Source organism: Gilliamella sp. wkB112, assembly GCF_001690685.1.
Taxonomy (GTDB): Bacteria; Pseudomonadota; Gammaproteobacteria; order Enterobacterales; family Orbaceae; genus Gilliamella; species Gilliamella apicola_J.
This window is the reverse complement of sequence record NZ_LZGL01000020.1, coordinates 251,806-274,485: the sequence shown is the minus strand read 5'-3', so window position 1 is coordinate 274,485 and position 22,680 is coordinate 251,806. Positions and strand designations below refer to the sequence as shown.

16 protein-coding genes and 1 pseudogene are annotated in these 22,680 nt (G+C 35.8%); 9 read left to right on the top strand and 8 right to left on the bottom strand.

Annotated elements, in window-relative coordinates:
• A pseudogene (locus tag A9G12_RS12385) lies at nt 1-506 on the top strand (hypothetical protein); the annotation flags it as partial.
• A 107-nt stretch (nt 507-613) separates the two neighbouring features.
• Here A9G12_RS12385 and A9G12_RS11835 read toward each other — a convergent pair.
• Nucleotides 614-2,581, bottom strand: coding sequence for a MacB family efflux pump subunit (locus A9G12_RS11835; RefSeq protein ID WP_065566028.1), 1,968 nt, complete (start codon nt 2,579-2,581; stop codon nt 614-616).
• 1 nt (nt 2,582) lies between these two features.
• Nucleotides 2,583-3,779, bottom strand: coding sequence for an efflux RND transporter periplasmic adaptor subunit (locus A9G12_RS11830; RefSeq protein ID WP_065566027.1), 1,197 nt, complete (start codon nt 3,777-3,779; stop codon nt 2,583-2,585).
• Nucleotides 3,780-4,148: 369 nt separating this feature from the next.
• Between A9G12_RS11830 and A9G12_RS12380 the strand changes: the two genes are divergently transcribed.
• Complete coding sequence (locus tag A9G12_RS12380; protein ID WP_065566026.1) at nt 4,149-5,741, top strand: hypothetical protein; 1,593 nt, start codon at nt 4,149-4,151, stop codon at nt 5,739-5,741.
• 320 nt (nt 5,742-6,061) lie between these two features.
• Entirely contained in the window at nt 6,062-7,561 is a 1,500-nt protein-coding gene (locus A9G12_RS11820) for a hypothetical protein (RefSeq protein ID WP_065566025.1), read from the top strand.
• A gap of 461 nt (nt 7,562-8,022) precedes the next feature.
• On the opposite strand, the gene A9G12_RS12550 is transcribed toward A9G12_RS11820, so the two are convergent.
• Nucleotides 8,023-8,145, bottom strand: coding sequence for a hypothetical protein (locus tag A9G12_RS12550; RefSeq protein WP_255306633.1), 123 nt, complete (start codon nt 8,143-8,145; stop codon nt 8,023-8,025).
• Nucleotides 8,146-8,218: 73 nt separating this feature from the next.
• On the opposite strand from A9G12_RS12550, the gene A9G12_RS11815 reads away from it, so the two are divergent.
• The 3 genes from A9G12_RS11815 to A9G12_RS11805 all read left to right on the top strand — a co-directional run bounded on the left by A9G12_RS11815 (nt 8,219) and on the right by A9G12_RS11805 (nt 10,157).
• A complete protein-coding gene (locus A9G12_RS11815; RefSeq protein WP_065566024.1) occupies nt 8,219-9,382 on the top strand; it encodes a hypothetical protein in 1,164 nt (387 codons plus the stop codon).
• Between the two features lie 69 nt (nt 9,383-9,451).
• On the top strand, nt 9,452-9,766 hold the full coding sequence (locus tag A9G12_RS11810) for a hypothetical protein (RefSeq protein WP_065566023.1): 315 nt from the start codon (nt 9,452-9,454) through the stop codon (nt 9,764-9,766).
• Between the two features lie 136 nt (nt 9,767-9,902).
• Nucleotides 9,903-10,157 (top strand): YfhL family 4Fe-4S dicluster ferredoxin, encoded by a 255-nt coding sequence (locus tag A9G12_RS11805; protein WP_065566022.1) that lies wholly within the window; start codon nt 9,903-9,905, stop codon nt 10,155-10,157.
• 4 nt (nt 10,158-10,161) lie between these two features.
• On the opposite strand, the gene ispH is transcribed toward A9G12_RS11805, so the two are convergent.
• From ispH to folE, 5 genes are all read right to left on the bottom strand, one after another.
• Complete coding sequence (ispH, locus tag A9G12_RS11800; protein ID WP_065566021.1) at nt 10,162-11,109, bottom strand: 4-hydroxy-3-methylbut-2-enyl diphosphate reductase; 948 nt, start codon at nt 11,107-11,109, stop codon at nt 10,162-10,164.
• Between the two features lies 1 nt (nt 11,110).
• Entirely contained in the window at nt 11,111-11,590 is a 480-nt protein-coding gene (gene lspA, locus A9G12_RS11795; RefSeq protein ID WP_065566041.1) for a signal peptidase II, read from the bottom strand.
• A 104-nt stretch (nt 11,591-11,694) separates the two neighbouring features.
• The gene (gene ileS, locus A9G12_RS11790) at nt 11,695-14,502 is read right to left on the bottom strand and encodes an isoleucine--tRNA ligase (RefSeq protein ID WP_065566020.1); all 2,808 of its coding nucleotides are present in this window, start codon (nt 14,500-14,502) and stop codon (nt 11,695-11,697) included.
• A gap of 37 nt (nt 14,503-14,539) precedes the next feature.
• Nucleotides 14,540-15,478 (bottom strand): bifunctional riboflavin kinase/FAD synthetase, encoded by a 939-nt coding sequence (ribF, locus tag A9G12_RS11785; protein ID WP_065566019.1) that lies wholly within the window; start codon nt 15,476-15,478, stop codon nt 14,540-14,542.
• 209 nt (nt 15,479-15,687) lie between these two features.
• Nucleotides 15,688-16,347, bottom strand: coding sequence for a GTP cyclohydrolase I FolE (gene folE / locus A9G12_RS11780; protein ID WP_065566018.1), 660 nt, complete (start codon nt 16,345-16,347; stop codon nt 15,688-15,690).
• Between the two features lie 195 nt (nt 16,348-16,542).
• Between folE and polA the strand changes: the two genes are divergently transcribed.
• The 3 genes from polA to A9G12_RS11765 all read left to right on the top strand — a co-directional run bounded on the left by polA (nt 16,543) and on the right by A9G12_RS11765 (nt 22,655).
• Entirely contained in the window at nt 16,543-19,317 is a 2,775-nt protein-coding gene (gene polA, locus A9G12_RS11775) for a DNA polymerase I (protein WP_065566017.1), read from the top strand.
• Between the two features lie 262 nt (nt 19,318-19,579).
• Nucleotides 19,580-21,010, top strand: a complete 1,431-nt coding sequence (gltX, locus tag A9G12_RS11770; protein ID WP_065566016.1) for a glutamate--tRNA ligase — start codon at nt 19,580-19,582, stop codon at nt 21,008-21,010.
• A gap of 58 nt (nt 21,011-21,068) precedes the next feature.
• Entirely contained in the window at nt 21,069-22,655 is a 1,587-nt protein-coding gene (locus tag A9G12_RS11765; RefSeq protein WP_065566015.1) for an intermembrane phospholipid transport protein YdbH family protein, read from the top strand.
• The last annotated feature ends 25 nt before the right edge of the window (nt 22,656-22,680 follow it).

Genomic DNA, 22,680 nt, shown 5'->3' with positions numbered 1-22,680 from the left:
CAACCCCGACTCCGGCCGTTAATTCGGAAGCGGCTCCAGCGGCAACTCAGCCACAAGAGGCATCAGCAGAAGAGGTTAAATCCGAGCAAGTAACGCCAGCTGCGCAACCGGAATCAACGCCGGCACCGGAAGTTAAACCTGAAGCGGCTCCAGCAGCAACTGAGCCACAAGAAGCATCAGCAGAAGAGGTTAAATCCGAGCAAGTAACACCAGCTGCGCAACCGGAATCAACCCCTGCACCGGAAGTTAACCCAGAAGCGACTCCAGCGGTAACTGAGTCACAAGAGGCATCAGCAGAAGAGGTTAAATCCGAGCAAGTAACGCCAGCTGCGCAACCGGAATCAACCCCGACTCCGGCCGTTAATTCGGAAGCGACGCCAGTGGCAACTGAGCCACAAGAAGCTGCGGCAGAAGAGGTTAAACCAGAGCAAGTAATACCAGATGTGCAACCGGAATCAACGCTTGCACCGGAAGTTAAATCGGAGGTAATTCCAGAAAATAAATAATCAACTATTTATTTTTAAATTGTTTTTTAGAGGTAATTTGATAGGTATGAGAACAATCCCTTTGTATTTTCGTAAAATTACAAAGGGTTTTTTCGTTATACAGCCTTTTACTCTCTTTCTAGTGCGTAGATTGGATCGAGTTGAGCTGCGCGTTTAGCTGGGAAATAACCAAAAATTATACCTATGATACTTGAACAACTAAAGGCGGCAATAATAGCTATTACAGAAAAACTCATAGCAAAAGAAGTAACCAAATAATTAAAAATAAACCCTATTGCAAATGAGAGTAAAATACCTATTGTCCCGCCGATCAAACATACTAATATTGCCTCAATCAAAAACTGTTGTAGAATATCGCTAGAGCGAGCACCGACAGCCATACGAACACCAATTTCCCGAGTTCTTTCAGTTACCGACACAAGCATTATGTTCATTACTCCTATACCACCTACCACTAATGAAATCAAAGCGATGGCAGAAATTAATAGTGTCATAACCCAAGCTGATGAATCAATTGATTCGCGAATATTATCTGAGTTAAAAATAAAAAAATCTTTTACTCCATGTCGTTGTAACATGATTTTATTTATGGCCTGTTCGGCAATCGATAAATCAACATCATCATTAACTCTGACGGTAATACTTTTTAGAGAAGTTTGTCCAACCATGCGATTAATAACCGTAGTATAAGGTAACCAGACATTTAAGCTCTCGTTACTGCCAAAACCTTGTTGCTGTTTGGTGGCGATGCCAACAATTTTTACTGGTAACTGACCAACCATTAAAATTTTTCCAATAGGATCTTCGTTAGCAAATAATTGTTTAACAGTATTTTCATCGATAACAGCTTCTTGTGTAGAAGCAATGATATCATTTTGATCAAATGCCTCTCCTTTGGTTATATCATAACCACGGACAGCAAAAAATTGTTCCCCTACACCATTAACAGTTCCTGTTACAGCAAGATTGTTAATTCTAAAATAAACACTAGTAGAAACATTAGGAGTGGTACTGTGTACAAAGTTTTGCTTGGCTAAAAAATCTGCATCAGATGAGCGCAGCGTGGTGATCTTTTCTGCATTACGATCACCAAATCCGGTTCCGGCATAAATTTCTAGCGTACTAGTTCCTAATGAATTAATATTGGCCAATATCTTTTGTTTGGTACCTTGACCTAGAGCAACGACAGATACTACAGAAGCAATTCCAATAATAATACCAAGCATAGTTAGAAATGTTCGTAAACGCTGCGAAAACATAGCGATTATTGCCATTCTAAAAGCATCACGGAAACGATAGTATTTGGCCCAAAAATTATCTTTAGTTTTAGTTGTTTCTATCTGTTTTACTTGCCGATTGTCATTTTGTTTGGGTTGATAATCAGGATTAATTGAATCTGCAATAATGTTTCCATCACTAATTTCAATAATTCGTTCAGCACTTTTAGCTATATTAGGATCATGTGTGACGATAATAATAGTATGGCCTTGTTGGTGTAGTTCACGAAGAATAGCCATAACTTCTAAACCACTTTTACGATCTAGAGCACCAGTAGGTTCATCAGCCAGAATAATTTGCCCACCATTAATTAAGGCTCTACCAATACTGACTCGCTGTTGTTGACCTCCAGATAATTGATTTGGTTTGTTATAGATTTTATCAACAAGTCCTAAACGAGTTAAAATATTAGTGGCACGAGATTGTCTGTCTTCATTGGTTACACCCGCATAAATAGCGGGGATTTCGACATTACCTTGTGCGGTCAAAGCATTTAATAAATGATAACGTTGAAAAATGAAACCAAAATGTTCACGCCTTAATTCGGCTAACTCATCGGGTGATAATTTACTTGTTTCTCGCCCGCCAATTATATAAGTTCCAGTGGTTGGTTTATCTAAACAACCTAAAATATTCATCAAAGTTGATTTGCCAGATCCTGACGCTCCAATTATAGCAACCATTTCACCAGCATTGATCGTCAAATTTATGTTTTTAAGAACTTGTATAGTTGATTCACCCGCAGGGAATTCTCGAGTTATATTATCGAGTTTAATAAGAGGATTGTTACTTGTCATATCAGAATCGAATCCTTGGCGCTCTTGCACTATTATTTAGTGAAGATCCGTTGGTGCTACTAACAATAACCGTTTCACCTTCTTTGAGTCCTGATTTTATTTCAACATTTACATTGTTATTAATCCCTAAAATCACTTCACGTTCTTCAATATTTTTTTGTTTATTTAACAGATAAACAATAGCTTTATTGCCAGCTAGACTTTTTTGAATTGCTTGCGATGGAATTGAAAGAACATTTTTAGCTTCATCCAGTACTATATATACTTGTGCCGTCATGGATATGCGTAAAATATGGTCAGGATTATCCACGTCAAATAAGCCATTATAGTAAATAGCGGTTTTGGTCGTAGAAGATGATGCACTGGCACTAGAAGTACTTTCAGTATTAATTGAATCAGGTGCAGGCTCAATTGCACGTAATGTTAGTCCATTAAATCGCTTATTTGGTTGGCCTAAAATAGTAAAATAAGTTGGCATACCTTTTTTTACATTGATCACATCGGCTTCGGATATTTGCGCTTCAATTGTCATCTTATCTAGCTGTGCCACTTTTACGATGGTTGGAGCACTCTGTACTGAGTTAACGGTTTGACCTTGATCGACTGGGATCGCTACGATAACGCCATCAATAGGTGAACGAATTTTAGTATAACCTAAGTTAACTTTAGCAGTATCGACAGCAACTTGAGCACTTATAATATCGGCATCTAAAGCAGCAATATCGGCTTTAATTGCATCAAGATCAGCTGTTGCAGCATCTAAATCCGATTGTATACCAACTCCTTTATTCACTAATTTTAGTTGCCGTTCATAAGTTAATTGATAATTAACTAGTTTAGCTTTTTTTGATTTACGTTGCGCTTCAAGACTGTTGAGTGATGCTTCAGATTGTTTTAAATCATTATTTTGTTTTAGGTCATCTATTTCAGCAATCATATCACCTTGCTTAACTTTATCACCTAACTCAACATATAATTTTTTGATTTGACCTGATACCTGTGCACCAACACTTACTTGTTTAAAAGCATTGATGGTGCCATCGGCAAGCACGGTTTTTTCAATATTGTTTTTGATGACAGGTGAGGTAATATAGTTAGCCGTATTATCGGCAGGGGAAAAGATTAATTTTGCAATATAAAAAATTACAAAAATAATGAATACTAAGAATAAGTATTTAATTTTAAAATATTTAAACAATCCTTTTCATCCTTTAAATTTTTTATTATTTTATTTGCATTGTATCTTATTTAATCAGCTAGCATTGATAACTAAACATAATAAATTGTAATAATTATGAAAATCATTAAGTTTTAATGTGTTAATAAACATAATTAATAAGGGCAATTGAAAATCAATTATAATAATAAAGGTAAACTATAAATAAAATTACCATGAAATACTAATATCGAGTTAAAAAATTATTTTTATAACCAACTATATAATCATCTTTACAAATCTTTAAAATTCTCTGTTTGCAGGGTTTAGCTTCGTTATTTATACTTTTCAAAATTAAAATAAAATATAGTGTAAAAAACAACGAAATATATGGATGTATAGGGGTATTTTATGTTAAAATACAATTGTTTAGAGGCCAGCCAGCCAGCCAGCCAGCCAGCCAGCCAGCCAGCCAGCCAGCCAGCCAGCCAGCCAGCCAGCCGATTTAAAATTTATCAATTAAAGATAGTATTATTCAGTTTAATCCTTTTCCTCATTCCCAATTATAGTTATGCGCTAACAGCGACGACCGTAAAATGGATACAAGGTACACTACCATATTTAACTTTTAATAATGGTTTAACTAAAGAATATGGTTCAACCGCATTAGGGTTATTAAGAGTAAAAGTATCTAATGGCACCTCTTATATTCCGAGTGAACATGAAGCTTATCCGGATGCGGTAGTTGATACCTCAAGTGTTGATGACCCGATAATGTTAGAAGCAACAGATACGTTTGAAAGTATTGAAACCTTTGTCGCATTGCCCTCCCAAAATAATAATAATTATCCGAAAATGGAATTTGACCAATTAATGATAGCCCCATATGAGGTTTGGCAGGATGATGATGGTGATAAAGTCGTTCCGTTAGCAACACAACCAGCAAATTTAAAAGGTAATCTTACTGTAAATTGGAAAGATGGATTGGGTCGTGATATTACTGATTCAGTTAAGTCTAACCCAAAGCAAGTATTATCAGGGTGTGATGCTCCCTATGCATTAACAGTTGAGCTCCACAAGGGAGAAGTTCGGACCCAATATGGAGATCCCAGTAAACTTACTATCGACAATAAAAGCCATACTTATTATTTTTACCCTAAAGTAACCGAACCTTATGTTTGTTATGCGCAACCAAATTTAGATCTTGGTAATGGAGTTTATGCTGGTCCTGCCGAGCAATGGGATCCTTTAAAAGGATTTAAATTGCAAGATATTAATCGACCAGAAAGTAATTTTCCAACTACCGGTTCAAATAATTTATATTTTAAAATTAGGGTTGAAGGGATCACTTCAGAGGAATTTATAAGAGCTAACGGTGCGACAGTCCATTCAGATGATGGTACTGGCGTGAATTTAGAGTTAACACCAGAAAACAGTAAAGCGAAAGGGCATATTACCCGAGTTAAATTAAAGGGCCCAAATAAAGCCAATGGAGGTGGTGAATTTGCGCCTTCAACATTTAATTTTTATGCAGATGGTGGCAAAAGTAAATTGCTATATAACTTTAAGATCGGCCGTTGGTATATTGGTGATACATCTTTTAATACGTATGGTACCTCAAGGAATATTTGTAATGGACTACAACCAACAGGAAGTTATAGGATCCCAAATATTCGCGATTATACCAACGCAAATACTCAGGAAGGTTATTACCCTCCGGTACCAGGGAAAAGCATGTACTATGAAAGGAAAATAAGTTACTGGCATGATACGGAAAGAATAATGGTTGGTGGTTTAGTGAGTGAATGGGGCAATTTATCATCGAACTATTATTCCGAAGCTAATTATGTTGGGGGAACCGCTGGTTGGACTCAGCAAACAACAAATACAATAAACGGAACGGTGCGTTGGGGAGGTGGATTTGGTGATGGTAGAGTTTATTGGAACTGGGATTGGTATTTACCTGCGGTCATTCGAGTAGGTACCACATGTGTATCGCCATAAGAAATTTGAGATACATAATTTTCTTGCGTGGAAGAGTGGGTTTGAAGCAAGGCTTTAAATCCAGTCAACCACGCGCACGGTTAAATGATCATAAAATATACAGCAGAAGGAGTTGCGGTAATTAATAATTGAATAAAAATGATTATTAGTTATATAAGTGCAACTTTTATCACTCATATCTATAATTATCTTTACAAATCTTGATAATTCTCTGTTTGCAGGGCTTAGCTTCGTTATTTATACTTCTCAAAATTAACATGAATTACAATAAAAATATAATGTAAAAAACGACGAAATATATGGAAGTGTAGGAGCATTTTATGTTACAACACAGTTGTTTAGAGGCCAGCCAGCCAGCCAGCCGATTTAAAATTTATCAATTAAAGATAGTATTATTCAGTTTAATCCTTTTCCTCATTCCCAATTATAGTTATGCGCTAACAGCGACGACCGTAAAATGGATACAAGGTACACTACCATATTTAACTTTTAATAATGGTTTAACTAAAGAATATGGTTCAACCGCATTAGGGTTATTAAGAGTAAAAGTATCTAATGGCACCTCTTATATTCCGAGTGAACATGAAGCTTATCCGGATGCGGTAGTTGATACCTCAAGTGTTGATGACCCGATAATGTTAGAAGCAACAGATACGTTTGAAAGTATTGAAACCTTTGTCACATTGCCATCCCAGAATAATAATTATCCGAAAATGGAATTTGACCAATTAGTTGTAGCGCCGTATGCATTTTGGCAGGATGCTGATGGTGATGAGTTAGTGCCATTGACAGCAAAGCAAGCAAATTTAAAAGGCAATCTTACTGTAAATTGGAAAGATGCTTTTGGTCGCGATATTACCAATTCGGTTAAGTCTAACCCAAAGCAAGTATTATCAGGGTGTGATGCTCCCTATGCATTAACTGTTGAGCTCCACAAGGGAGTTGTTCGAACTCAATATGGTGATCCCAGTCAGCTTACTATCGACAATAAAAGCCATACTTATTATTTTTACCCTAAAGTAATTGAGCCGAAAGTTTGTTTTGCGCAGCCAAATTTAGAATATGGGGATGGAGGTTATGCTGGTCCTGCCGAGCAATGGGATCCACTAAATGGATTTAAATTGCAAGATATAAATAATCCGGAAAGTAACTTTCCAACTGTAGGTGCAAATAATTTATATTTGAAATTTAAGCTGATAGGTATCACAGCAGATGAGTTTATAAATGCTAATGGATCAACTATGCATTCAAATGATGGTAGTGTAGCACTAGAACTCACACCAGAAAGTGATCAAATAAAAACGCATGTGGTTAGAGTGACGTTAAAAGGTCCTAGTCGAGCTCAAAATGGAGGTGATGCTTTTAGCCCTTCAACGTTCAATTTTTATGCGGATGGAGGTAAAAGTAATTTACTGTATAACTTTAGAATTGGTCATTGGTATATTGGAGATGTCACTTATGTTATTTATAGTACTGCCAGAAATATTTGTAATGGAACATTACCAGCTGGAACTTATAGGACACCTTATGTTCGTGAATATACTAATAGCGGTATCGGTGGTAGTCATTATCAAAGAAAGATAAGTTATAAGGATGGAAACAATAATATAACTGGTGGATTAACCAGCGAATGGGGAAATCTATCGTCAAATTATTATTCAGAAGGTGATTTTGTTGGTGGTACCGGTGGTTGGGCCGTAGAAACAAATGCGTTTGGACTTAGATATGGTGGTGGATTTGCTGTTGGAAATTCTTATTATAATTATGATTATTTCAATCCAGGATTCCACAAAGTAGGAACAGGATGTATAACACCATAAGAAGTATTTGAAATACATAACTTTATAGCGTGGAAGAGTGGATTTGAAGCGAGGCTTTAAAACCAGTCAACCACGCGCACAGTTAAATGATTATTAGTTAGTTTAAATAAGTAGTTAGTTATATAAGTGTAGCTTTTATCACTCATATCTATAATCATCTTTACAATTCTTGATAATTTTATGTTTGCAGAACTTAGCTTCGTTATTTATACTTCTCAAAACTAACATGAAGTAAAATAAAAATATAGTGTAAAAACAACGAAATATATGGATGTACAGGAGATTTTTATGTTAAAATACAGTTGTTTAGAGGCCAGCCAGCCAGCCAGCCAGCCAGCCAGCCAGCCAGCCAGCCAGCCAGCCAGCCAGCCAGCCAGCCAGCCAGCCGATTTAAAATTTATCAATTAAAGATAGTATTATTCAGTTTAACCCTTTTCCTCATTCCCAATTATAGTTATGCGTTAACGGCGACGACCGTAAAAGATCCAAGGTGCATTACCATATTTAACTTTTAATAATGGTTTAACTAAAGAATATGGTTCAACCGCATTAGGGTTATTAAGAGTAAAAATATCTAATGGCACCTCTTATATTCCGAGTGAACATGAAGCTTATCCGGATGCGGTAGTTGATACCTCAAGTGCTGATGACCCGATAATGTTAGAAGCAACAGATACGTTTGAAAGTATTGAAACCTTTGTCACATTGCCATCCCAGAATAATAATTATCCGAAAATGGAATTTGACCAATTAGTGGTGGCGCCGTATGCATTTTGGCAAGATGCTGATGGTGATGAGTTAGTGCCATTGACAGCAAAGCAAGCAAATTTAAAAGGCAATCTTACCGTAAATTGGAAAGATGCCTTTGGTCGCGATATTACCAATTCAGTTAAGTCTAACCCAAAGCAAGTATTATCAGGGTGTGATGCTCCCTATGCATTAACTGTTGAGCTCCACAAGGGGGTTGTTCGAACGCAATATGGAGATCCCAGTCAGCTTACTATCGACAATAAAAGTCATACTTATTATTTTTACCCTAAAGTAATTGAGCCGAAAGTTTGTTTTGCGCAGCCAAATTTAGAATATGGGGAAGGAAAATTTGCCGGTCCAGCCGAGCAATGGGATCCTTTAAATGGATTTAAATTGCAAGATATAAATAATCCGGAAAGTAACTTTCCAACTGTAGGTGCAAATAATTTATATTTGAAATTTAAGCTGATAGGTATCACGGCAGAAGAGTTCATAAATGCTAATGGATCAACTATGCATTCAGGAGATGGTTCAGGTGTAATTTTAGAACTTACCCCCGAGAGTGATCAAATAAAAACGCATGTGGTTAGAGTGACGTTAAAAGGTCCTAGTCGAGCTCAAAATGGAGGTGATGCTTTTAGACCTTCAACGTTCAATTTTTATGCTGATGGTGGTAAAAGTAATTTACTGTATAACTTTAGAATTGGTCATTGGTTTATTGCTGATACCAAATTTGTTATCTATAGCACTGCCAGAAGTATTTGTAATGGAACATTACCCGCTGGAACCTATAGAACACCTTATCTTCGTGAATATACTACTGCTCCCCGTGGAGGTCGTAATTATAAAAGAAGTATAACTGGTGGGATAAACACCGAATGGGGTAATTTGAGATCTGATTATTATTCCAGTGATTTTGTTGGTGGTACCGGTGGTTGGGCTGTAGAAAAAAGTTCAAACGCTCCTGGACTCAGGTATAGTGGTGGATTCGCTCATGGAAACACTTATTATAATTATGATTATTATGATCCAGAATTCCACGCAGTAGGAACAGGATGTATAACACCATAAAAACTTTAATTGTTAGTTTTTATATTTAAAAAAGTTGCTATTTATTGATAAATAATTGTTAGGAGTTTTATGCTTATAGAAAAGAAACTTTTATTAACTCGACAACCAAATCGAGTGTGTTTTATAGGAAATGGATTATTTTGTAACTTATATGAGCAATCTGCTTATATAGTTTGTGAGTTATTAGGTGTAGACCTAAAATTAAGAGTGGAAACGATAAAGAAGTTAGATAATGAAAAACTAATTGTAACGGGTTTTCCTAATGCAAAAGTATTGGGAAAATTTCCGGAAGCAATAAAAACACAATGGGGTTATGTATTACAAGATAAATTTGATTTGCAAGGTTTTTCCGCGTGGAAGAGCGAGCTTGAAGCAAGGCTTTAAGCCGTTCAACCACGCCTCACGGTAAATGGTTATAAAATGTGCATATTAATGTCTTTATAGCTTTAATCTTAACAATCTTTTAAAGGCTGCGCTATAATGGCGCAAATTTTGGCGAGTCGATAAAGATTATAGAGAGATGGCATTAAAAATAACCAATAAATGCATTAATTGTGATATGTGTGAACCCGAATGTCCAAATCAGGCTATTTCTATAGGATTTGATACTTATGAAATAGATCCTGATAAGTGTACTGAGTGTGTCGGTTATTATGATCATTCAACTTGTCAACGGGTTTGCCCTATTCAAAATGCCATAATTGCCGATCCTGAGCATGTAGAAACGCCTGAACAATTGCTAGAAAAATTTAAATTACTTAGCACAAAATCTTAATCAATTAAATTGATTTAATATCTATACGAAGCTCTTTAGGAATTTCAAAAGTAATATTTTCTAAAATACCGTCAGTTTCAATGAGAGTTGTACATCCTAAACTTTTTAAGTGATTGATTACTTGTTGTACTAAAACATCAGGCGCAGAAGCACCAGCTGTTACTCCAATAGTTCGAGCATTAACTAACCACTCTTTTTGTATATCAGAAGCGAAATCAATTAAATAGGCATTTTTGCTATTTCGCCTAGCTAATTCTGCTAACCGATTGGAATTAGAAGAATTTTTAGAACCAACAACTAACACTATATCTGCTTGTGACGCTAATTGTTTAACAGCTTGTTGCCGGTTAGTGGTAGCATAACAAATGTCATTTTTGCGGGGACCACGAATATTGGGAAACCGTTGTTGCAATGTGGCTATAATTTGAGCTGTATCATCAACGGATAAGGTAGTTTGTGTCGTAAAGCAGAGATTATTTTCATTTTTAACTTGTAACTTATTAACATCATCAATGGATTCAACTAAATAAATACCACCTTCAGGGTTGTTATATTGCCCCATTGTGCCATCAACTTCAATATGACCTGCATGGCCGATCAAAATTACTTCTTCCCCTCGATAACTGGATCGAGCAACTTCCATATGTACTTTTGTCACTAATGGACAGGTGGCGTCAAAAATACGTAATTTTCGTTGTTTTGCTTCGTCTCTAACAGCTTTAGACACTCCGTGAGCTGAAAAAATAAGAATGGTATCATCTGGTACTTCGCTAATATTTTCGATAAAAATAGCACCTAATTCTTTTAAGCGGTTAACTACATAGCGGTTATGTACGACTTCGTGACGAACATAAACCGGTGCACCAAATAATTCTAGTGCACGTTCAACAATAGTAATAGCACGATCAACCCCAGCACAAAAACCGCGAGGATTGGCTAAAAGAATTTGCATATTATTTTATCTTCTTAGACTTTTTAAAATTACTGATAATAAATAGTCCAATACCAACACAAATTGCACAATCAGCGATATTAAAAGTTGGATAATGCCAATCACCAAAATTAACATCTAAAAAATCGACGACAAAACCATGATATAGACGATCAAATAAATTTCCTAAAGCCCCACCTAAAATTAGTGCGAGTGAAAAATTCTCTAATTTTTTTAAACAAGGATTACGGTATAACATATAAATTATTGCACCGCTAATGATAATTGCAATTAGTGCTAGCATCCAGCGCTGACCTTCTAAAATACTAAAAGCAGCCCCAATATTGCGCACATAAGTGATAGAAAAGAAGGGGAGAAGATTTACTGATTCGAAAAGTAAGAAATTATTTAAAATAAAAAACTTACTTGCAATATCAACGATAAAAACAATAATTGCGAACAATAACCAGTAAAGTCCATTATCTTTTTTCATATAGTTCATGCTCATGATTATGTTTCCGCCGACAAACGTCGGCGGGAAAAGTATAAAATAGCTATAGGTTTTACGCTATAGACTAGTCTAATGCGTGAAGTAACATGTTGCTATTATGCGAAATGTCTTACTTCACCTTTGCCGTGGATATTTTCTTCACAACGTTTGCATAAATGTGTAGTTGGATCGTTATCAACGGTATAATGCCAACAACGAGGGCATTTATCACCTTGTGCCTTGGATAACACAATTTTGAGCCCTTTTATTTCACTTTGCACTGCATTGTCAGGGGCAGTCGATAATGATTGTACACTTGCTTGTGAAGTTAATAATACAAATCGCAATTCGTTTTCTAATTTTGCTAATGCTTTGGCGATATCTTCATCGGCATATAATGTAACCGCAGCTTCAAGAGAGCCACCTATAATTTTATCATTACGACCTTGCTCAATGACCTTATTCACTTCACTGCGGATCGCTAGAATATGCGACCAGTATTCACTATTCAATGCTTCATTTTCTGATAATGTAAACAATGATGGATACCATTCTTCTTCAAATACAAATTCTTGTTTTTGAGTAGTAGGCAAGTATTGCCAAATTTCATCGGCAGTAAAGGATAAAATTGGTGCAATCCATCTAACCATAGCCTGTGCTATATGATATAAGGCGGTTTGGCAACTATGACGAGCAATACTATCACTTTTAGCCGTGTACTGGCGATCTTTAATAATATCTAAATAGAATGATCCCATTTCAATTGAACAAAATTGCATAATACGTTGCACTACTTTATGGAAATCATAGTTATCATAAGCATTAATAATTTGTTCTTGTGCTTCTTTAGCCATACTTACCGCCCAGCGATCAAGAACCACCATATCGTCTGGTTGCACCATATCTTTAGCTGGATCAAAGCCATTTAAATTGGCTAGTAAAAAGCGCGCAGTATTACGGATGCGACGGTAACTATCAGCAGAACGCTTAATAATTTCATCGGAATAACTCATCTCACCCGAATAATCGGTCGAGGCAATCCATAAACGTAAAATATCAGCACCTAGTTTATTCATCACTTCTTGAGGGGTGACGATATTACCGAGCGATTTAGACATTTTACGACCTTGTCCATCAACTACAAAGCCATGAGTTAAAACTTGTTTGTATGGTGCTTGGTTATCAATTGCAGTTGACAGCATTAGTGATGACATAAACCAGCCACGATGTTGATCTGAGCCTTCTAAATACATATCGGCACTATGCCCTTCAAATTCAGGTCTGACACCAACTACAGAAAAGAATGTAGAGCCAGAATCAAACCACACATCTAAGGTATCTGGTACTTTGCGATAATCTTCAGCATCAGGTCCTAAAAGATCTTTAATATCGGCATCCCACCATGCTTGAATACCTTTTTGCTCAACTAGCTTAGCTACTTTTTCGACTAATACTAAGGTATCCGGATGTAGTTCTTCAGTCTCTTTATGTACAAATAAGGTCACAGGTACACCCCAAGTACGTTGACGAGAGATACACCAATCAGGGCGATTAGCTACCATGGTTTCAATACGTGCTTGCCCCCAATCTGGGATCCAACGAACTTGTTTGATTTCGTTTAAAGATTGCGCTCGTAGACCTTGTTTATCCATACTAATAAACCATTGTGGTGTTGCTCGGTAAATAACCGGCGTTTTATGTCGCCAACAACATGGGTAACTATGTTCTATATTTTCAAAGTGTAATAAGGCATTATGTTCTTTTAGCATTTCAACAACCACTTTATTGGCTTTGAATACAAATAGCCCATCCAGACCAGCACCAGTTCCAGGTAAATAACAACCATTACCACCAACAGGGTTAGCAACTTCAAGACCATATTTTTGACCAACAATAAAGTCTTCTGCACCATGACCCGGTGCGGTATGAACAGCACCAGTACCAGCATCAACAGTAACATGTTCACCAAGAACAATCGGTTCATCAAAATCAAGGAAAGGATGTTTAAAACGTAATAACTCTAAATCACTACCTTTGCAACTACCAAGTATTTTCCAATCGTTAATATTGGCTCGTTGCATAACTGATTCAACTAAATCTGTTGCTAGAATCATACATTCTTGCTCGTTGATTTGCACTAATTGGTATTCTACTTCGGCATTTAAGGCAATCCCTCGGCTAGCAGGTAAAGTCCACGGTGTGGTGGTCCAAATCACTGCATAAATAGTTAACTCAGTTTTGATTCCAAATTTATCGGCAACAGCTTGATTATCAGTAGCTTTAAATTTTACATCAATAGCTGGAGATGATTTGTCGTAATATTCAACTTCTGCTTCGGCCAAAGCTGACATACAGTCTGTACACCAATATACAGGTTTGGCACCTTTAACTAAATGGCCGTTTTTAATCACTTTACCAAGAGCACGAATAATATTAGCTTCAGTATCATAATTCATGGTGCGATAAGGATTTTGCCAATCACCAAGTACACCCATACGAATAAAATCAGCTTTTTGTAATTCAACTTGTGAGGCTGCATAATCACGACAAATTTTGCGAAATTCAGCAGGAGTTACTTTAACTCCAGGTTTACCAACTTGTTCTTCAACTTTTAGTTCAATCGGTAAGCCATGACAATCCCATCCTGGAATATACGGGGAGTCATAACCATTTAAGCCTTTCGATTTGATAATAATATCTTTAATAATTTTGTTAACAGCGTGACCAATATGTAGTTTGCCATTTGCATAAGGAGGGCCATCATGCAAAATAAACGTTTTTTTACCTTTTTTAACTTGGCGGATTTTACGGTAAAGTTCTTTATCGTACCAGTTTTGTAACATAGCTGGCTCGCGCTTAGCTAGATCACCTCGCATTGGGAATCCAGTTTCCGGTAGATTCAATGTATTTTTATAGTCTGTCATGCTGATTTATTCCAGTTAATTTAGTGGATATTATATTTCAATTGGTTAATTGTGCACTGATCTGTTTTGCAGTGCAAACATCTTGTGTAATTTGTTGTTGCAATGCAACTAATGAGTCAAATTTTTTCTCGTCGCGTAACTTTTTAACAAACAAAACTTCTAAATATTGGTCATAAATATTGTCGGTAAAGTCAAAAAGATTAACTTCTAAAATAGCTTTTTCGCCGTTAATAGTTGGTCTTATACCAATATTAGCAATTCCATTATAATATTGATTGTTACACAAATTTTTAACTTTAACAAAATATACACCTTGTAGTGCCGGCTTTTTTCGATGCAAGTGAATATTAGCTGTCGGGAAGCCTAATTGCCTAGCTAAAGCATTACCATGGATAACTCGTCCTTGAATAGTGTAATCGCGACCTAATAGACAATGGGTCACTTGAAAGTCGCTATTTGATAATGCTTGACGTACTGCAGTACTACTGATGCGTAAATTATCCCAAACAAGTGTAGGCATACTTTCTATTGTAAACGCTTTATTGTTTGCATATTGTTGTAGTAGCTTGATGTCACCTTTGCGATTTAATCCAAATCTAAAATCATCGCCAATAGTTATATGTTGTACTTGGAGTTTATTTATCAACCAATCTTGAATAAAACTATCGGCTGACATATTAGCAAAGGTTTGAGTAAATGGAATAGCAATAATGAAGTCAATACCAAGTTTTTCAATAAGAATGACTTTTTCTTGAAATGAAGTTATTCGTGAAGGTGCTTTATCTTGATTAAAAAATTCTAAAGGCTGAGGTTCAAATAACATGACTACTGTGGGTAAACCTAAGGTTTTACCTTTGGTAATTAAGTGATTGATTAATTGCTGGTGCCCTAAATGCACCCCATCGAAATTCCCCAATGTAAGGACACATTGAGTAAATTGATTTTTTAAATTAGCAACGCCACGGATAATCTTCATGAAAACAGTATTATTTTTTTAATTAGCCGAGAATTATACCAATCTTTCTTGAAGATGCACGCAATATAAGACGGTTTTTATGCTTTTGTATACTGCATTTTATTTCATTTGTAACTAAATATTACGTGATTACTCAGTGCTATATTTATATCATCTAAACTGATTGATATTTAAAACGTTTTGTTAATAGCAATCATCTACAGTGGTTATTAATAATGAGTTAGAGCGCGTAAAAATTCTTGTCTGGTACTGGGGTTGGTTTTAAATCCGCCACCTAATGCAGTGGTGGTGGTAATACTGCTGGAATCTTTTACTCCCCTAGCTTTTACACAATAATGAGTAGCATCAATCGAAACCGCAACATTGACAGTCCCTAGTAATGTTTGTAGTGCCACTAAAATTTGTTGGGTTAATCTTTCTTGCACTTGTGGTCGTTGTGAAAAGAATTTAACAATACGATTTATTTTAGATAACCCAATTACACTATCTTTGGGAATATAAGAAACCGTGGCTTTACCATCGATAGTGACAAAATGGTGTTCACATATGCTAGTTAAACTAATATTACGCACGGTGATCATTTCATCAACTTGCATTTTGTTTTCAATAAGTGTGATTTTGGGGAAATTCTCATAATAGAGTCCCGAAAAAATCTCATCAACATACATTTTTGCTACTCGATGAGGGGTTTCGGACAGGCTATCATCACTTAAATCAAGCTCCATTAGTTTCATAATTTCGCGGAAGTGGGACTCAATCTTTATTTTACGTTCGCTGTTATCCATTGTTAATCGACATGATGGAGTTTCAAGGTTTTTGGCAGCAAGCGCAGCTTTTACTTTTTGTGCAGCAAGACTTAATTCTGTCATTTATCACATACTCTGGCGAAAAATAGATACGGCATTATATAACACTCACGTTGCAATATACAGTTTTACTCATGCTGCTTTATTGTAACGTTAGACAAACCTGAAACCTTAGGTACAGTGGAGGATAATAACCATATTATGGTTAAATAGGTTATAATGCTTGGTATTATATTGAATAACGGTCAGGTAACCATAATGCCAAATAATACGCCAATTATCTTAATTGATGGATCTTCTTATCTTTATCGTGCTTTTTTTGCATGCCCTCCATTAACTAATGCCAAAGGTGAACCAACCGGCGCTATCGTTGGTGTGATCAATATGGTGCGTAGTTTACTTAACCAATATGATCCGACTCATATTGCGGTGGTATTTGATGCCAAAGGTGGATCTTTTCGTAATGAAATATATAGCGAATATAAAGCCACCCGAGAGGCAATGCCTGAAAATTTACGCCCACAAATAGAGCCAATACACACTATTTTGCAGGCAATGGGTTTGCCATTACTTTGTATTGAAGGGGTAGAAGCCGATGATGTAATAGGTACATTAGCTAGACAGGCAGAAAAAGAGAATCTGGATGTATTAATCAGTACTGGCGATAAGGACATGGCACAGTTAGTTAGTGATAAAATCACCCTGATTAATACCATGAACAACACAGTACTCGATCCAAAAGGTGTAATGGAAAAGTTTGGTGTGCCGCCAGAAAAAATTATCGATTATTTAGCTTTAAGAGGGGATACCTCCGATAACATTCCTGGGGTTGCAGGTGTGGGCGAAAAAACGGCGCAAAGTTTGCTAACTGAGTTTAATAGCGTTACTGATATTTATGCTAATTTAGATCAGATAGAAAAATTGCCCATTCGTGGCGCTAAATCACTAAAACAAAAATTAATAGATAATCAGGAAAAAGCTGAGCTTTCTTATTTATTAGCTACTATAAAAACTGATGTTGAGTTAGATTTTACTAGTGAACAATTACTAGTTAAAGATATTGATGTAAAAGCCTTAGCTGAGTTATTTGCTTATTATGATTTTCACCGTTGGCAAAAAGATTTGGCTTCAGGTTCATTTTTAAAACAGCAAAAAAATACAATTCAAGTTGAGGATGATTTATCTTTATTTAATTTAAATAATGAACCAGTTGTATCTAAAAAAGAAACTGATTACCAATGTATATTAACAACTGAACAGTTAGATAATTGGGTAATTAAACTAGCTCAAAGTAAACAATTTGCTTTTGATACGGAAACTGATAATGTCGATCATATTCATGCTAAATTAATCGGTATATCCCTTAGTGTTGAGCCTCATCAGGCGGCTTATATACCATTAAATCATCAATATTTAGGTGTGCCAGCGCAACTACCACTTACAGAAGTATTAGCTAAATTAAAACCAGTGCTTGAAAATCCGGCCATTAAAAAAATCGCGCAAAATGCTAAATTTGATTACAGCGTATTAGCAAATTATGGTATTAAAGTTTGTGGCATTGCCTTTGATACCATGCTTGAATCTTACGTATTAAACAGTACTGAGCGTCATGATATGGATAGCATGGCTAATCGTTACTTAAAACATAAGACCATTACTTATAATGAATTAACTAAATTTGATAAAAAACAAGTTACTATTGATGCCATTGATATTGAAAAAACCACTCAGTATGCGGCCGAAGATGCTGATATTACCTTACAACTTCATCAAAAATTATGGCCTACATTAGAAAAAGATGAAAAGTTAAACAAACTCTTTACTGACATTGAAATGCCATTGGCGATTGTACTAGCTGAAATGGAACGCACCGGCGTACTTATAGATGCCAAACAGCTAAATGAATATTCAAATGAGTTGGCTAACAAATTAAAGGAAACCGAACAACAATTACAATTATTGGCGGGTGAAAAATTTAATCCGGCATCACCTAAACAAATTCAAGCAATTTTATTTGATAAGCATAACTTGCCAGTATTAAAGAAAACACCAAAAGGCGATCCATCGACCAGTGAAGAAGTACTTAGTGAGTTAGCTAATCAGTATGTACTGCCACGGCTGATTTTGTTTTATCGAGGATTAGCTAAACTTAAAAATACCTATACTGATAAACTACCATTGATGATTAGCCCTATCGATCATCGAATACATACCAATTATAATCAAATTGGTACGATTACGGGGCGATTGTCGTCAAATGATCCAAATTTACAAAATATACCGGTACGTAATGAAGAAGGTCGACGGATTCGCCAAGCTTTTATTGCACCTCAAGGCTATAAAATTATTTCTGCCGATTATTCGCAAATTGAATTACGCATCATGGCACATTTATCTCAAGATAAAAGTTTACTTGCTGCTTTCGCACATGATAAGGATATTCACCGAGTTACGGCTGGTGAAATTTTAGGTAAACCAGAATCAGAGGTAACATCCGAAGAAAGAAGGCGAGCTAAAGCCGTTAACTTTGGCTTAATTTATGGCATGAGTGCTTTTGGTTTGTCAAAACAGATTAATATTCCTCGCAAAGAAGCGCAATTTTATATAGAGCGCTATTTTGAGCGTTATCCTGGCGTGCAAATTTATATGGAACAAACTCGCCAAAAGGCTACGGAACAAGGCTTTGTTGAAACCTTATCTGGTCGCCGATTGTATTTACCTAAAATTACTTCAACTAACGGCATTGAGCGCCGTGGTGCGGAACGAGCCGCGATTAATGCACCAATGCAGGGTACCGCTGCTGATATTATCAAAACGGCGATGATTAAAATGAGTGAATGGATAAAGAATCAACCAGTTGAGAATATTAAAATGGTTATGCAGGTACACGATGAGTTAGTATTTGAAATAAAAGATGAATTTGTTGAGCAGTATTGTTTGCAAATTAAAGCAATTATGGAAAATTGTTATCAACTTTCGGTACCATTAAAAGTAGATGTTGGTATTGGTAATAATTGGGATGAGGCACATTAATTACTGGAATATTGTATTTATTAGCAATATCTTGAACAGTCTTTATACTTAAACGTTATGTGCTCCTGAAACATTTTTACATGTTAATGGCTAAATTCTGGGTAATAACATGGCTATTGCCGAAACCTTTTAGCGTGTTAGAATAAGCGACTATCAAATTTATATAAACATATCGTTCTGTTGGTAAAGGCTAATAGGATGAAAGAGCTAGGTTGTTTTTTATTAGTTAAACACTTATTTCAGTTATAAGTAGGATCATTTCATGAAAATCAAAACCCGTTTTGCACCGAGTCCAACCGGTTATTTACATGTTGGTGGTGCTCGTACAGCACTTTATTCTTGGCTCTATACTCGCCACGCTAAAGGCGCATTTGTATTGCGTATTGAAGATACCGATCTTGAGCGTTCTACTCCGGAAGCGATTGAAGCAATCATGGATGGTATGAATTGGTTAAAATTGTCATGGGATGAGGGACCTTATTTTCAAACAAAACGTTTTGATCGCTATAATCAAGTGATTGATGAAATGTTAGAAAAAGGATCGGCTTATCGCTGTTACTGCTCTAAAGAGCGTCTAGATAAATTACGCGAAGAGCAGATGGAAAAAGGTGAAAAGGCACGTTATGACGGTCATTGTCGTTGTGATGCCGTGCAAAAGCAACATTCGCATGATGAGCCACATGTTGTTCGTTTTGCCAATCCGGTTGATGGTGTGGTTATTTTTAATGATTTAATTCGTGGTCCAATTGAAATTGCTAATAAAGAACTTGATGATTTGATCATTCGCCGAACGGATGGCTCGCCCACTTATAATTTCTGTGTAGTGGTAGATGATTGGGATATGGAAATAACTCATGTTATTCGTGGTGAGGATCATATTAACAATACTCCTCGGCAAATTAATATCTTAAAGGCACTTGGTGCACCTCTGCCTGAATATGGGCATGTATCAATGATTTTAGGTGATGATGGGCAAAAACTGTCAAAACGCCATGGTGCGGTAAGCGTGATGCAATATCGTGATGATGGTTATTTACCCGAAGCATTACTTAATTACTTAGTTCGTCTTGGTTGGTCGCATGGTGATCAGGAAATCTTTTCTGTAGCTGAAATGGTGAGTTATTTCACATTAGATGCAGTGAGCAAATCAGCAAGTGCATTTAATACCGAAAAATTATTGTGGTTAAATCATCATTATATTAATCATTTAGATGCTGATTATGTAGCGCAACATTTGGTTTGGCATATGAATAAGCAAGGCTATGATTTAAGCCAAGGGCCAGATCTTATTACTATTATTAAGTTATTTGGCGAACGCTGTAAAACGCTTAAAGAAATGGCTGAATCTTGTGCTTATTGTTATCAAGATTTTACTGATTTTGATGCCGATGCTGCCAAAAAACATTTACGTCCGGTTGCTAAAATTCCGTTAGCTACTATTAAGGCTAAAATTGAAGCCATTGCTGATTTTGATTGGCAAATTGATAAGATTCATCATGTCATCGAAGCTACAGCTACTGAACTTGAGGTCGGGATGGGCAAAGTTGGTATGCCATTACGGGTAGCCGTAACAGGAATTGGTCAATCTCCATCAGTGGATGCGACAGTTTTTGCAGTAGGTAAACAGCGAACCCTTGCTAGAATTGATAAAGCCCTTGCTTATATTGAACAGCGAGAACAAGCACAAGAGTAATCTAATTTGTTATTGCCGGTAAATCCGGCAATAAGCTCTTTTCAAATTGAGAGTTTATATGACTCGCTTAAAAAAACGCTATTGGATTTTATTGAGTTTTTTACTCATTATTTTGTTTACTTCTCTAATCGGATGGCATTATTGGTGTTCATTTAAGCAAAAGTATGATCTTTCGATTGACTGGAGTGGTGCTAAAATCAGTTTGGATGGGATCACGTTTGATGAAATAACCATCTCCCAACATTCACAATTATCAATAATCGGTAAAAATCTATTAATTTCATGGTCACAGCTAACAGCAACAGATCTTGATATCCATTGGCAACAAAGTTCAACAACATCACCACTAGAACCCGTTGATAAAGTAGTTGATGAAAGTGCAACAAATTTGAATTTATCTGCCATAGATAACATTTTTTATTGGTTGCCTAAGACGATTCATGTTGATTCCTTACGCTGGTTTAATCAAGAAAATGAATTGTATAACTTCGATGTTGATATAACTAAACAGCAACAAGCTATTCGTTTAACAATAACGACAAATGATCATAATACTATTAAACTTGTTACTACATTAACTTTGAATCAAAAAGATTCCCGAATTGATCTACAAGATGGTTTATTAACAGCAATGTTTAACCAATCCGAAATAATAAACGGTAATATAACATTGCCATTTATCGGATGGATTACCAATGATCAATTATCTTTAACAAGTTCAGATGAAGCATCGTTTAGTTTAGAAAAATTGAATATTTCTCAAGATTTGATGTTTGCAAACTCTGCTGGCAAAATAAAGTTACAAGTTCAATCTAAAATCCCATTAACGAGTGAACAAATTTCGGCAACAGCACAATTAATTATTAATAAACTCAATGGAATTTATCTAAATAGTGAAATAAAATCTGCATCTGGGATTGCCAACGTTGTTGTTAAAGATAATCAAGTTAACATAGCAATACCAGCGTTAAATATTCAACAAGTCAATGTAGGTATTGTTTTTGAAAAGGTAAAATTGGCTGGTACTTATGCAGCTTCACTTAAAGCAATTAATAAAGGTATTTTGACTTGGACGCAAGCTAAAGCTAATATTTTTTCTGGTTCGGTAGCACTTGAAAACAATAAATTGAATTTAGCTAAATTGCCACAACAATTTAATGTAAGACTTAAACAAATTCAATTAAAAGATATTTTTGCTAAATATCCGGTGGAAGGACTTGCAGCTGAAGGTTCGATCGATGGTTCTTTGCCAGTTACATTACTTGCAAGCAAGAAAAATAATGCAACTATGTTACAATTAATGATTAAAAATGGTCAGTTAGTTACCCTTGGTGAAGGTTATTTGCAATTTGAAAATGCAGCACTAAAAAGTTATGAGCAAAGCAATCCTAATATGAAAATACTCACTGATATTCTCAAGAATTTTCATTATACTAAATTAACTGGCAAGGTAGATTATGCTAATGATATTGCTAAATTAGGATTAAATATTCAAGGAAGTAATTTGGATGTCGAAAATGGCAAAGCAGTTAATCTTAATATCACCTTAGAAGAAAATGTTGCTAAATTAATGACGAGTTTACTATTGTCAGATCAAATAAGTGAGCCAATTCGTAAACGTATTGAAGCGCGTTTAAAAAAATAGTCTCATAATTAAGAGGTTAGTTTAT

Excerpts from the sequence above, each read along its gene's own strand:
- A9G12_RS11820 (WP_065566025.1), top strand. The coding sequence starts at position 6,062 with ATGTTACAACACAGTTGTTTAGAGGCCAGCCAGCCAGCCAGCCGATTT.
- A9G12_RS11765 (WP_065566015.1), top strand. The coding sequence starts at position 21,069 with ATGACTCGCTTAAAAAAACGCTATTGGATTTTATTGAGTTTTTTACTC.
- ispH (WP_065566021.1), bottom strand. The coding sequence starts at position 11,109 with ATGCAAATTCTTTTAGCCAATCCTCGCGGTTTTTGTGCTGGGGTTGAT.
- ribF (WP_065566019.1), bottom strand. The coding sequence starts at position 15,478 with ATGAAGATTATCCGTGGCGTTGCTAATTTAAAAAATCAATTTACTCAA.
- A9G12_RS11805 (WP_065566022.1), top strand. The coding sequence starts at position 9,903 with ATGGCATTAAAAATAACCAATAAATGCATTAATTGTGATATGTGTGAA.
- folE (WP_065566018.1), bottom strand. The coding sequence starts at position 16,347 with ATGACAGAATTAAGTCTTGCTGCACAAAAAGTAAAAGCTGCGCTTGCT.
- A9G12_RS11835 (WP_065566028.1), bottom strand. The coding sequence starts at position 2,581 with ATGACAAGTAACAATCCTCTTATTAAACTCGATAATATAACTCGAGAA.
- gltX (WP_065566016.1), top strand. The coding sequence starts at position 19,580 with ATGAAAATCAAAACCCGTTTTGCACCGAGTCCAACCGGTTATTTACAT.
- polA (WP_065566017.1), top strand. The coding sequence starts at position 16,543 with ATGCCAAATAATACGCCAATTATCTTAATTGATGGATCTTCTTATCTT.
- A9G12_RS11810 (WP_065566023.1), top strand. The coding sequence starts at position 9,452 with ATGCTTATAGAAAAGAAACTTTTATTAACTCGACAACCAAATCGAGTG.
- A9G12_RS11815 (WP_065566024.1), top strand. The coding sequence starts at position 8,219 with ATGTTAGAAGCAACAGATACGTTTGAAAGTATTGAAACCTTTGTCACA.
- ileS (WP_065566020.1), bottom strand. The coding sequence starts at position 14,502 with ATGACAGACTATAAAAATACATTGAATCTACCGGAAACTGGATTCCCA.
- lspA (WP_065566041.1), bottom strand. The coding sequence starts at position 11,590 with ATGAACTATATGAAAAAAGATAATGGACTTTACTGGTTATTGTTCGCA.
- A9G12_RS12380 (WP_065566026.1), top strand. The coding sequence starts at position 4,149 with ATGTTAAAATACAATTGTTTAGAGGCCAGCCAGCCAGCCAGCCAGCCA.